This is a genomic window from Eudoraea sp. (assembly GCF_049665975.1).
In the GTDB taxonomy this organism is placed as follows: domain Bacteria; phylum Bacteroidota; class Bacteroidia; order Flavobacteriales; family Flavobacteriaceae; genus Eudoraea.
Genome location: NZ_JBATGR010000192.1, coordinates 1 through 11,604, shown reverse-complemented (window position 1 = coordinate 11,604; position 11,604 = coordinate 1). Strand labels below are relative to the sequence as shown.

The 11,604-nt window shown below is 36.2% G+C and carries 12 protein-coding genes and 1 pseudogene; 10 read left to right on the top strand and 3 right to left on the bottom strand.

Going from position 1 to position 11,604, the window contains the following annotated elements; genetic code table 11:
* The 7 genes and pseudogenes from WBN20_RS07260 to WBN20_RS07230 form a co-directional block, all read left to right on the top strand.
* Positions 1-139: pseudogene (locus WBN20_RS07260) on the top strand (3-phosphoshikimate 1-carboxyvinyltransferase); the annotation flags it as partial.
* Between the two features lie 86 nt (positions 140-225).
* Positions 226-1,275, top strand: coding sequence for a tRNA preQ1(34) S-adenosylmethionine ribosyltransferase-isomerase QueA (gene queA, locus WBN20_RS07255; RefSeq protein ID WP_424271523.1), 1,050 nt, complete (start codon positions 226-228; stop codon positions 1,273-1,275).
* Positions 1,276-1,353: 78 nt separating this feature from the next.
* Positions 1,354-2,397: a 23S rRNA (adenine(2503)-C(2))-methyltransferase RlmN gene (gene rlmN, locus WBN20_RS07250; RefSeq protein ID WP_424281217.1), complete on the top strand. Its 1,044-nt coding sequence runs from the start codon at positions 1,354-1,356 to the stop codon at positions 2,395-2,397.
* Positions 2,398-2,557: 160 nt separating this feature from the next.
* Positions 2,558-3,535, top strand: coding sequence for a polyprenyl synthetase family protein (locus WBN20_RS07245; RefSeq protein ID WP_424271521.1), 978 nt, complete (start codon positions 2,558-2,560; stop codon positions 3,533-3,535).
* Between the two features lie 115 nt (positions 3,536-3,650).
* On the top strand, positions 3,651-4,214 hold the full coding sequence (locus WBN20_RS07240) for an RNA polymerase sigma factor (RefSeq protein ID WP_424281216.1): 564 nt from the start codon (positions 3,651-3,653) through the stop codon (positions 4,212-4,214).
* Positions 4,201-4,941, top strand: a complete 741-nt coding sequence (locus WBN20_RS07235; RefSeq protein ID WP_424281215.1) for a hypothetical protein — start codon at positions 4,201-4,203, stop codon at positions 4,939-4,941. Before WBN20_RS07240 ends, WBN20_RS07235 begins: the two co-directional genes overlap by 14 nt.
* An 89-nt stretch (positions 4,942-5,030) precedes the next feature.
* On the top strand, positions 5,031-6,098 hold the full coding sequence (locus WBN20_RS07230) for a hypothetical protein (protein WP_424275130.1): 1,068 nt from the start codon (positions 5,031-5,033) through the stop codon (positions 6,096-6,098).
* An 87-nt stretch (positions 6,099-6,185) separates the two neighbouring features.
* Here the strand turns inward: WBN20_RS07230 and WBN20_RS07225 are convergent, their stop codons facing one another.
* On the bottom strand, positions 6,186-6,380 hold the full coding sequence (locus WBN20_RS07225; RefSeq protein ID WP_424271517.1) for a zinc-ribbon domain-containing protein: 195 nt from the start codon (positions 6,378-6,380) through the stop codon (positions 6,186-6,188).
* Between the two features lie 166 nt (positions 6,381-6,546).
* Here WBN20_RS07225 and dnaG point away from each other — a divergent pair, with 166 nt between their 5' ends.
* On the top strand, positions 6,547-8,526 hold the full coding sequence (gene dnaG, locus WBN20_RS07220) for a DNA primase (RefSeq protein WP_424275132.1): 1,980 nt from the start codon (positions 6,547-6,549) through the stop codon (positions 8,524-8,526).
* Positions 8,527-8,619: 93 nt separating this feature from the next.
* Here dnaG and WBN20_RS07215 read toward each other — a convergent pair whose 3' ends face one another.
* Together WBN20_RS07215 and nadE are read right to left on the bottom strand one after the other, a co-directional pair.
* Positions 8,620-9,249: a response regulator gene (locus tag WBN20_RS07215; RefSeq protein ID WP_424273172.1), complete on the bottom strand. Its 630-nt coding sequence runs from the start codon at positions 9,247-9,249 to the stop codon at positions 8,620-8,622.
* A gap of 166 nt (positions 9,250-9,415) precedes the next feature.
* Positions 9,416-10,204 (bottom strand): NAD(+) synthase, encoded by a 789-nt coding sequence (gene nadE / locus WBN20_RS07210; RefSeq protein ID WP_424275133.1) that lies wholly within the window; start codon positions 10,202-10,204, stop codon positions 9,416-9,418.
* Positions 10,205-10,295: 91 nt separating this feature from the next.
* Here nadE and gldB point away from each other — a divergent pair, with 91 nt between their 5' ends.
* Complete coding sequence (gene gldB, locus WBN20_RS07205) at positions 10,296-11,258, top strand: gliding motility lipoprotein GldB (RefSeq protein ID WP_424281214.1); 963 nt, start codon at positions 10,296-10,298, stop codon at positions 11,256-11,258.
* A gap of 3 nt (positions 11,259-11,261) precedes the next feature.
* On the top strand, positions 11,262-11,600 hold the full coding sequence (gene gldC, locus WBN20_RS07200; protein WP_424271579.1) for a gliding motility protein GldC: 339 nt from the start codon (positions 11,262-11,264) through the stop codon (positions 11,598-11,600).
* Positions 11,601-11,604 lie beyond the last annotated feature (4 nt).

The window sequence follows — 11,604 nt, the reverse complement described above, 5'->3', positions numbered from 1 at the left end:
TCACAGAATGGCCATGGCATTTGCCCCACTGGCTCTAAAAACCGCAATAACCATTAACGATGCTGAGGTAGTTTCCAAATCGTACCCGGATTTTTGGAAAGATCTGGAACAACTGGGATTTAATATTAAAGACCTATAAAGTTATTTAATACAACTTTGACTTGACAAGCCCTACTTCAGGATTGTATATTTGCAGCCGCCTAAAAGGCGAACTAAAATTCACATATGAAATTATCACACTTTAGTTTTGAATTGCCAAAAGAACTGATGGCAGAATATCCGGCAGAGCACAGAGACGAATCCAAATTAATGGTCGTTCATAAGGATACCGGTAAAATTGAACATAAAATGTTCAAGGACCTTATTAATTATTTTGATGAAGGAGATGTAATGGTTATTAATAACACCAAAGTATTTCCAGCGAGGTTATATGGCAACAAAGAAAAGACAGGAGCCAGAATAGAAGTGTTTTTGCTGCGTGAGCTGAATGAAGAACAAAGATTGTGGGATGTTTTGGTCGATCCTGCCAGAAAGATTAGAATTGGTAATAAACTTTACTTTGGAGATGATGAGAATTTGGTGGCCGAGGTTATTGATAATACTACTTCAAGGGGAAGAACTCTTCGCTTTCTTTATGACGGGTCTTATACCGACTTTAGAAGAAAATTAAGAGAACTTGGAGAGACACCTCTTCCAAAGTATATTAAAAGAGAAGTGGAGGCTGAAGATGAGTCCCGGTATCAAACGATTTATGCAAAGCACGAAGGTGCTGTAGCGGCACCAACAGCCGGATTACATTTTTCTAGGCATTTATTAAAGCGACTCGAAATTAAAGGTATTGAATTTGCGGAGCTTACGCTTCATGTAGGTCTGGGTACTTTTAACCCGGTAGAAGTAGAAGACCTTTCCAAACATAAAATGGATAGTGAAGAATTGGTGATTGATGAGAAAGCCACAGAGATTGTAAATTCAGCTAAAATTAGGAAACAAAGAATTTGTGCTGTTGGAACAACCGCTATGAGAGGCCTGGAAAGTGCGGTGTCGTCAGAACACACACTGAATACCTATGATGGCTGGACCAATAAATTTGTATTTCCTCCTTATGATTTTAGCATTGCCAATGCCATGGTAACTAACTTTCATCTGCCAAAATCTACCCTTTTAATGATGGTTTCGGCATTTATGGGTCATGATCTTATGAAAAGAGCCTACAAAGAAGCAATAATTGAAGGATATAGATTTTACTCATACGGTGACGCCATGCTCATCATATAAAGTATGTGTTATTTAAATAAGGAATCCTGCCATTACCTGTTTTCTAATAGGTACGGCAGGATTTTTTTTACTTAAGCAATGGTTTCAAAGAAAAAAGATATTCGGGCCCTTACCAAGGAGCAACTTCGTGAGTTTTTTGAAAGTCATGGGGAGAAGCCATTCCGTGGAAATCAGGTGTATGAATGGTTGTGGCAGAAATCCGCACATTCTTTCGATACAATGACCAATCTATCCAAAGAAACACGTAAAAAATTGGAAGAATATTTTGTAATTAATCATATTAAAGTAGATCAATTACAAAAGAGTTCTGATGGTACAATAAAGAATGCTGTCCGATTGCACGATGGACTGGTGGTAGAATCAGTGCTTATCCCAACCAAAGAAAGAACCACAGCTTGTGTATCCAGTCAGGTGGGCTGTAGTCTGGATTGCAAATTTTGCGCCACGGCAAAATTAAAGAAAATGCGCAACCTTAATCCGGACGAGATATATGATCAGGTGGTTGTAATAAATAATGAAAGTGAGCTCTATTTTAATAGGCCTTTGAGTAATATTGTTTTTATGGGAATGGGTGAACCGCTGATGAATTACAATAATGTTTTAAAGGCAATAGACAAGATAACATCTGCCGAAGGTCTTGGGATGTCTCCAAAAAGAATTACAGTTTCTACCTCGGGTGTTCCAAAAATGATCAGGAAACTTGCCGATGAAGAAGTCAAATTTAAACTTGCGGTTTCTCTTCATTCAGCAATAGATGAAGTACGTACATCTATTATGCCCTTCAATGCAACCTTTAATCTTAAGGATCTGCGAGATTCTTTGATCTATTGGTATTCAAAAACAAAAAGCAGGATTACATACGAGTATATAGTGTGGGAAGGTATTAATGATAAGGATAAGGATATAAGGGCTTTAATAGCGTTTTGCAGATTTGCGCCTTCAAAGGTAAACCTGATAGAATACAACCCTATTGATGATTCCAACTTTAAACAGGCATCCAATGATGCCATTAATAAATATGTGGAGGCTCTGGAACAAAATGGAATAATAGTCACGGTGCGCCGGTCAAGAGGTAAAGATATTGATGCAGCTTGTGGACAATTGGCTAACAAATCTATATGATTGGGATTACAATTTATTAAAGCACTTTGGCGTCATGACAGGCATGATATTACTATGGCGGACTAGGGATTAGAATGAACTTCTTATTTCTTTAGTCTCGCTTCGTTCCCCTTATTATTTTCCCTAAATTTATCGTTCATCATTGATAAAATAATTTCTATTGAAAATTGTCGCGCAAATAACGGAACCGATCAATGAAGAAATGGAACTTTTTGAAAAAAAGTTTCGTGATTCCATGTCCACCAAAGTCGCTCTTCTTAACAGAATCACCTATTATATAGTAAACCGGAAAGGAAAGCAAATGCGACCAATGTTTGTATTTCTTACCGCAAAGCTCGTTAATAATGGGGAAGTTAATGAAAGGACATATCGTGGGGCATCGGTTATAGAATTAATACACACCGCTTCTTTGGTGCATGATGATGTAGTTGATGATAGTTACAAACGCAGGGGTTTCTTCTCCATAAATGCACTGTGGAAAAATAAAATTGCCGTCTTAGTTGGAGACTATTTGCTTTCAAAAGGAATGTTGCTATCCGTGGAGTATGAAGATTTTGATTTGCTTAAAATAATCTCAATAGCCATACGCGAAATTAGTGAGGGAGAATTACTTCAGATAGATAAAGCCAGAAGACTAGATATTACAGAGGATGTATATTACGAAATAATCAGACAAAAAACAGCAACTCTTATTGCTGCATGTTGCAGTCTGGGGGCATGTTCCGTAAAGCCTGATAGCACAGATGTTGAAACCTTTCGAAAATTTGGAGAGCTTTGCGGGATGGCATTTCAGATAAAGGATGACCTTTTTGACTACGGATCGGAAAAAATTGGAAAACCCACAGGAATTGATATTAAGGAGCAAAAAATGACTCTGCCTTTAATATATGTACTTAATAACAGCACCCCCAAAGAGAAAAAATGGCTTATAAATTCAGTAAAAAATTATAACAAGGATAAGTCACGTGTTAAAGAAGTAATTGCATTTGTAAAAGAAAAGGGAGGTCTTTCTTACGCAGAAACTAAAATGAACGAGTTTAAAAACAAGGCCTTAGAACTTTTAAATACCTACCCGGATTCTGAATATAAAGATGCGCTTGGGCTTATGGTAAGATATGTGGTAGATAGAAAAAAATAACAACTAACCGTCACGCATACAAGTAGTTATAAATTAATTCTAAAAAATGTCAGATTTCGGGCAACGTTTTTGATTTCCAAAACGTCTTTAACTATAGAAGACTAAAATGAATCGCTTGAAAATTATTTCTTTTTACAATAATGAAAAAATGCTGATCAGGAAGGCGATTTCAGGCCATCCTAATGCACAGCGGGCGATTTATGAGAAGTTTGCACCTAAAATGCTGGGAGTATGCAGACAGTACATTAAGGACCTGCATTATGCAGAAGATGTAATGATCAATGGTTTTGTGAAAGTATTTAAAAGTTTGAATTCATTTAGGCATGAAGGAAGTTTTGAAGGCTGGATCAGAAAAATCATGGTTAGAGAAGCCATTTCTTATCTCAGAAAAAAACAATTTGTGGTCTTTGATGATGAGGTCTATGAGTATAACACTCCAAACCAAATTACGATCACTTCCTCAATGGATATTGAATATATTCAGCGGTTAATTGACAACTTGCCTGAAGGTTATAAAATGGTTTTTGTGCTATATGCGATAGAAGGGTATAAACATTCAGAGATTGCAGAAATGCTGGATATTTCGGAAAGTACATCCAAATCCCAGTTGTTTAAAGCCAGGAGATTATTACAGGATAAATTAAAAGAACAAAGTATACTAGGTTATGGAACCCACTAAATTTGAAAATCATATTAAAGAAACCTTAAAGGGAAGTGAAATTAAACCTTCAGGGGATGCTTGGAATAGGATTAAAGGACAGATCAAGAATGATTATAAGCCGCAAACCGGATATTTCAGGTATGGAATTGCAGCAGGTTTTATTGGAATATTGATACTTTCAGTACTCTTCTTTACAACAGATGATGAGAATTTAAATCATGAGGTTCAAATTGCTACTAAACCTTTAATTCCTTTTGTTGAAAAAGAAAAAGAAGAACTTTTGAAAGCCACTGTCCCCGGGCAGGAAACCATAATTACAGCAGTTGAGGAACCATATGAAGTGGAGGAAGAACAGTCGAGTATATTTCCACAAAAGGAACCAAAAAGAGAATTGGTTACATCGGAAGAGACTAAACTGGCAAATGCTGAAGAACTCCAAAATAATGCATCGGAAGTTTCAAATGAGCAAATTGACACTAAAATAGCGGAGGTATTGGCCATAGTGAATGCACTTGAAGTAAATGACAAAGAGCTTACAGATATGGAAGTAGATTCCCTCCTAAGACAAGCACAAAAGCAAATTTTGACACAAAAACTATTAAATTCTGATAACACAGTTAATCCGTCTGCATTGCTTTCACAAGTGGAAGAGGAGTTGGATCAGTCATTCCGGGATCAGATTTTCAAGAAACTAAAGTCTGGTTATAATAAAGTGAGAACTGCTGTTGCGGTTCGTAATGATTAGTCTTTAGCACGCATTTTTATATAATTTCTTCAATTGAGTTTGAGGAAGCAGTAAGGAGTTTATTCATCAATCAAAAATCAAAAATCAAAATGAAAACAATCAGTACCTATTTCGTAGTAGTTATAATGTGTTTTATTTCTAATGCATTAGTGGCACAAGACAATTATAAAGAAAAGATAAACGATCTTAAAGAACAAAAAGAAAAGATTACACTTGAGGAAAAAGAAGCCTTAAAGGTAGAAGTGGAGTCTATTAATAAACGATTGGAAAAAAGTGAAATTACCACCGACGAAGCGAATAAACTCAAAGACGAAGCTGCCCGAAAGCGAGCATTAAATATTGAAAACAGACTGACAATAATAGATAACAAAATTGCTTTACTGGAGCGTAATAAGGGTGAGGTGTTAGATATTGAAGAGGATGATAATTCCTGGGATGACAACGAGGGTGTTACCATAAGAATCGACGGCGATGAATGGGAAATAACAGATAATAAGTATGGTTGGTCAAAATATGGCCGTCGAACATATTCAGACTTTATTGTTGCTTTTGGTTTAAACAATGCAATAATCGAAGGCCAGTCTCTTAATGATACCCCCTATAAGGTTGGCGGAAGTAGATTTTTTGAAATGGGATGGGCATGGAGAACTAGAGTTTTTAATAAATCTAATGCTGTTAGGTTTCATTATGGGTTTTCTTTTCAATTCAATGGATTAAAATCGAAAGACAACCTCTATTATGTTGTTAATGACGAGGGAGAAACAGTACAAGAGGAGTTTCCGTTTAATCTCAGCAAGTCTAAATTAAAATTGGAAAACCTGGTATTTCCCATTCATTTTGAATTTGGCCCCTCCAGAACAAGGATTTCCGGTAACGACGTAAGATATTCCTTAAGACATCAATTTAGAATAGGTTTGGGAGGATATGGAGGTTTTAATATGGGGACTCGCCAAAAACTTAAATACAATGAAAGCGGATCGAATCAAAAGTTAAAAATAAAAGGCGGTTTAAACAGTAACCCATTCATCTATGGCCTAAGTGCCTACATGGGAGTGGATTGTTTTCTGCTTTATGTTAAGTACGACCTAAATCCTATTTTCAAGAGTCCATCAGTTGAACAAAGAAATATTTCGATGGGACTACGATTTGATATTTAAAAATTAAAAACTCGGAATACTGTCGCATTTGGATTTCATCTTAATTGAAATTATAATGTGACAGGTTTCTTTTGTAGTAACTATCAATTATTTTTCAAATACAGCTTGCATGTCTTTTGTAAATTCCTCTTTGTAATACCCTTTTTTACAGTGATCGCAACGTACTACCTGATTCGTTGACACACGAAAAAGCGGAATCCAGAATAAATGAAAAAAATTAGGGGTACTTTCACCTGAAAGCGAATTGTTTTGGTTACAATGAGGACATTTTATCCTCTTCATATCTATGTTTATTGTCTTTCCAGGCCTAATTCCAAAAAATAATATCATCATACATTTTATTATGTTATTGCGATAAATTAATCTCTTTCAAACAAATTGTAATCTAAAAATACTGTATTTTAAAGCATTCAAATTTCTTATTTTTACAAGGTAAATATTTAGTACATTGATTTCAAAATTCACCATTGATCAAGTTTATGAAACGGCACGCCTTGAGGAGGTAATCGGGGATTTTGTGCAATTAAAAAAATCTGGTTCCAATTTCAAAGGTTTGAGTCCCTTTTCAGATGAACGCACCCCAAGTTTTATGGTGTCACCCGTAAAACAAATCTGGAAGGACTTTAGTAGTGGTAAGGGTGGAAATGTAGTGGCATTCCTAATGGAACACGAACATTTTACCTATCCTGAAGCTATTAAATATCTGGCAAGGAAGTACAATATTGAAATTGAAGAAACAGAGCGTACAGATGAACAAAAGGAACAGGCCGATGAGCGTGAAAGTATGTATCTGGTTTCTGAATATGCACAGCAATATTTTGAGAAGACACTTTGGGAGAAGGAAATGGGAAAGGCTATAGGCCTGAGTTATTTCAGAGAAAGGGGTTTTACAGATGACATCATTAAGAAGTTTGGACTGGGATATTGCCTCGACCAGTGGGACGCTTTTACCAATTCTGCTCTTGAACAAGGATATCAGCAGGTGTTTTTACAAAAAACCGGGCTGACAATTGTAAAAGAAGATGCTAACCAGACAGGGGTCTCCAAAAAATTTGACAGGTTTAAGGGAAGAGTAATGTTTCCTATCCATTCCATGAGTGGCCGGGTTCTGGGATTTGGGGGAAGGATACTTTCCAATGAAAAGAAAGCTGCCAAATACCTGAATTCTCCGGAAAGCGAAATATACCATAAGAGTAAAGTGCTATACGGCATATATTTTGCTAAGCAAGCAATTGCTAAAGAAGATAATTGCTATTTAGTGGAAGGCTATACAGATGTTATTCAAATGTTTCAAAGAGGAATTCATAATGTGGTAGCCTCCAGTGGTACGGCCCTTACACCAGAGCAAATACGATTAATAAACAGGCTTACTAAAAATATTACAGTTTTATTTGACGGCGATGCAGCGGGTTTACGAGCATCTTTGAGAGGGATTGACCTTATTCTTGAACAAGGAATGAATGTAAAAGTCTGCACCTTTCCAGAGGGAGAAGACCCTGATAGTTTTGCAAAGAAAAATGAAGAAGAAAAGATCATACTATACCTGCAGGAGAATGCTAAGGATTTTATACAATTTAAAACTTCCTTACTGGCAAAAGATGCGGCAAATGATCCTATAAAAAAAGCAGATACTATACGCGAAATTGTTAATAGTATCTCTAAAATCCCGGATAGGATAAAACGTGAAATATATATTCAGGAGTGTGCACACATAATGAATATTTCAGAAGATGTTTTATTTAATACGTTGGCACAGATTGGAAGGAAAGAACGGACAGATGCTGCCACAACAGCCAGACAGGAGCAAAAAGCATTCGAGGTTGTTAAACATAGCCAAAAAGAAGAAAAGCTGGATGTGCAATATGAGTTAGAAAAAAAGATAATTGAAATGCTTCTGCTTTACGGGAATGAGCTTCAGGAGTTTGAAGATCTTATATTAAAAGAAAATGAAGAGGGTGATCTCGTTCTTGAACCGGAAAATATGGAGGCAAAAGTATATGAAAAAGTATACCTGGACCTTCAGGAAGATGAAATAGAACTTACCCATGATAAATTCAGAAATATCTATTACAAATTAATAGAAGGGCTTAATGAGAAAGAAGACTTTTCCATCACAACATTTATGACTGAACTCGATCAGGAAATGGTAGCCCAAATTTCTTCGATATTAATGGAGGAAGAAAAATATGAATTGCATCACTGGGAACGAAAAGATATCTATCCAAAAGACAAAGAAAAAAGTATTTCCCAATTGGTAAGTGAAACAATTTTAACTCTAAGATGCTTTTTAATTAAAAAACGGATTACGTCCCTGCAAGAAAACACAGAAGATTTGAACGGTGATCATAAGGAAACCCTGGAAGAGATAATGAATTACCTGCAATTAAATAAACTCTTAAACAAGAAGTTAAATAGGGTGCTCTCATAAAACATTTCCTCCGGCAGTTAGTTTATTTGCGCTTAAGGAGTATAAAAAACCCTGACACTTTGGTCAGGGTTAAAATTATTTACGAATCTGAACTTAGTACAACTCTAAGGCCTTTGCTTGTTGAAGCAAATCCACAAGATTATCAACATTTAATTTTTTCATTAAACGAGCTTTATACGTACTAACTGTTTTTTCATTTAGATTTAAGCCCAAGGCAACGTCTTTGTTTCTCTTACCACTGGCCAGAAGCTTAAGAACCTCAACTTCTCGGGTAGACAACTTTCTGAAAAACCTTCGGGGTTTTTGAGTTCCTTCATCGAAGGCCAGTCTTTGCGCCAATTCATTAGTGATAAACATATTACCTTCGCTCACTTTTCTAACGGCAGAAATTATGTAATCCAAATCTGCAGTTTTTGAAAGATAGCCAAACGCTCCTGCTCTTATTGTGCTAAGTGCGTATACGTCTTCAGATTGGCCACTATAGATCAATACCTTTATGTCCGGGTATTCCTGTTTAAGCTTCCTCAAGCTGGCTATTCCATTAATTTCCGGAATGTCCATTTCAAGTATAACAACATCCGGAGTTAAAGTCTTTAATTTTGTAAAAAGTTCAGTAGTAGTAGCAACATCATCAACAATTTCAAAATCAGAAGCCGAATTTAATACATTCTTTATTCCCATTCTGACAATTGGATGATTGTCCGCGATTAAAACTTTTATCATTTTGATTGGTTTTCTAGATATTAACGCTAACGTTCGTCGAAAAATACTGACATGCAATGTAAGGTTAAATTATCTAATTTCTTAAACAAAAGTGTACTTTTTTTCTCGATTATTAGGAATAAGTGAGTCATTATTCGTTTTAATTAACTGATTCTTAGTCAAGATGTTATTTTAGGCTATCAGGAATTTCACAAATGGGTATAGGAAGCATCTTATGTTGATTCATGGTGTTGTACCTTTTAAATATGAGAAAGACTTCTTTTTCTCTTCCGCTGAATTCATCGGCCTCCTTCCCGGCATTATTCATTTCCATTGCCCATTCTAATTCCGGATATGAAGCCCCTATCTGATCTTCGTCTGTTCGTGAGTCACCCCACAAGCCATCTGTTGGGGGAGCAACAATAATTTCTTCATTAATACCCAAATACTCGGCAATTTCGTAAACCTCGGTTTTGAGAAGATCTGCAATTGGACTAAGATCAACTCCGCCATCCCCATATTTGGTGTAGAAACCAATTCCAAAATCCTCCACCTTATTTCCTGTTCCTGCAACCAGATAATTATTTAAAGCGGCAAAATAGTAGAGCGTTGTCATGCGAAGTCTGGCGCGGGTATTTGCTAAAGACATAAACCTGTCTTCTTCATTATCAACCGCTGGCAATGATGCTACAAGATTATCAAATACCGAAGTGAGATTCACAGGTTGTCTGGATACACTATCATAGTTTTGCTGTAACCACTCAATATGATTAGATGCCCTGTTTACCTGATTTGCGCCCTGATGGATTGGCATTTCAATACATAAGAGGTCTAAACCCGTTTTTGCACATAGGGTTGAAGTAACCGCAGAGTCAATCCCACCCGATACACCTATAACAAATCCTTTGATTTTTGCCTCGGTGGCATAGGTCTTTAACCAATTTACAATATGATCTATTACCTTTTCTGTTTGCATAGGCTACATTATTATATGGAAATACTAACTTTGCTCCGATAAAAATAAAGCCTATACCCTTAATAATAAAGCTGAATAGTAATTACTTTATATGAAAACAAGATTTATTGCGGTTTTAGTTATTTTTTTTAGTCTCCATTCTTGTAAAAATGAAACGGGGGTATCTGAAGATATTTCAAAGATTCCATTAAATCTAAAGGTGCTGCGTTTTGATAGGGAATTTGCAGAGGCAAAACCTGGAGACATACCCAAACTAAAACAAAAATTCCCTTACCTCTTTCCAAAACAGTATTCAGATAGTGTTTGGATTGCAAAATTAAAAGATACCCTGCAGAATGAAATATTTAGCGAAGTTAATAGTACTTTCCCCAATTTTGATAAGGAAACAGCAGACCTCAAACTTTTCTTTAAACATGCTGTGTACTACTTTCCAAATTACCGGACGCCAAAGGTAGTAACAGTTATTTCTGATGTGGATTATTCGAATCGTGTAATTTTGGCTGACACACTTTTGCTTATCGGTTTGGATAATTATCTTGGTAAAGATCATAGGTTCTATAGAGGAATTGAACAATATATAGCTGCTGGACTAGACAAAACCTATTTAATAAGCGACGTTGCAAGCGCTTTTGGCAAAACCAAACTCAGCTTCCCTTCTGACCGCACCTTTTTGGCACAGATGATTTATTATGGAAAAGAGTTATATCTCAAGGACAAATTGATGCCTCTTGCTACTGATGCTCAAAAAATAGTATACACGCCTGATGAATTGGCCTGGGCCCAGGCCAATGAAGAACAAATTTGGCGCTATTTTGTTGAACGGGAATTATTATACAGCACGGACAATATGCTGGCTCCCCGGTTTTTAGACCCGGCTCCATTTTCAAAATTCAGGTTAGAACTAGATAATGAATCTCCTGGCAGACTGGGTCGTTATATGGGATGGCAAATAGTAAGGGCGTTTATGAATAATAATGATGTTAAACTCAATCAATTACTGAGTTTATCCGCTGATGAAATATTTAAAAAATCAAATTACAAACCGAAAAAATAGATTATGGGAAAATTACATACTTCTCAAATAACCCTTATAGTTGGCCTGGATGAAAATCGCGTTCCGGAAGAGCTTACCTGGTCCGCAGAAGATGGCGGCATCGTAAACGAGGATGCAAAAGCCATGCTATTGTCGGTGTGGGACAGTAAAAACCAGGAATCCTTAAAAATAGATCTATGGACTAAAGATATGCCAGTAGATGAAATGAAGGTTTTCTTTCACCAAACTCTGTTGGCTATGTCCGATACTTTTATGAAGGCTACTCAGGATGAAAAAATGACAACAACAATGAAAGATTTCTGTGCTTATTTTGCGGAGAAACTAGAATTAAAAAAGGATTAATCTA

Excerpts from the sequence above, each read along its gene's own strand:
- queA (WP_424271523.1), top strand. The coding sequence starts at position 226 with ATGAAATTATCACACTTTAGTTTTGAATTGCCAAAAGAACTGATGGCA.
- rlmN (WP_424281217.1), top strand. The coding sequence starts at position 1,354 with ATGGTTTCAAAGAAAAAAGATATTCGGGCCCTTACCAAGGAGCAACTT.
- WBN20_RS07235 (WP_424281215.1), top strand. The coding sequence starts at position 4,201 with ATGGAACCCACTAAATTTGAAAATCATATTAAAGAAACCTTAAAGGGA.
- WBN20_RS07230 (WP_424275130.1), top strand. The coding sequence starts at position 5,031 with ATGAAAACAATCAGTACCTATTTCGTAGTAGTTATAATGTGTTTTATT.
- WBN20_RS07225 (WP_424271517.1), bottom strand. The coding sequence starts at position 6,380 with ATGAAGAGGATAAAATGTCCTCATTGTAACCAAAACAATTCGCTTTCA.
- WBN20_RS07215 (WP_424273172.1), bottom strand. The coding sequence starts at position 9,249 with ATGATAAAAGTTTTAATCGCGGACAATCATCCAATTGTCAGAATGGGA.
- nadE (WP_424275133.1), bottom strand. The coding sequence starts at position 10,204 with ATGCAAACAGAAAAGGTAATAGATCATATTGTAAATTGGTTAAAGACC.
- gldB (WP_424281214.1), top strand. The coding sequence starts at position 10,296 with ATGAAAACAAGATTTATTGCGGTTTTAGTTATTTTTTTTAGTCTCCAT.
- gldC (WP_424271579.1), top strand. The coding sequence starts at position 11,262 with ATGGGAAAATTACATACTTCTCAAATAACCCTTATAGTTGGCCTGGAT.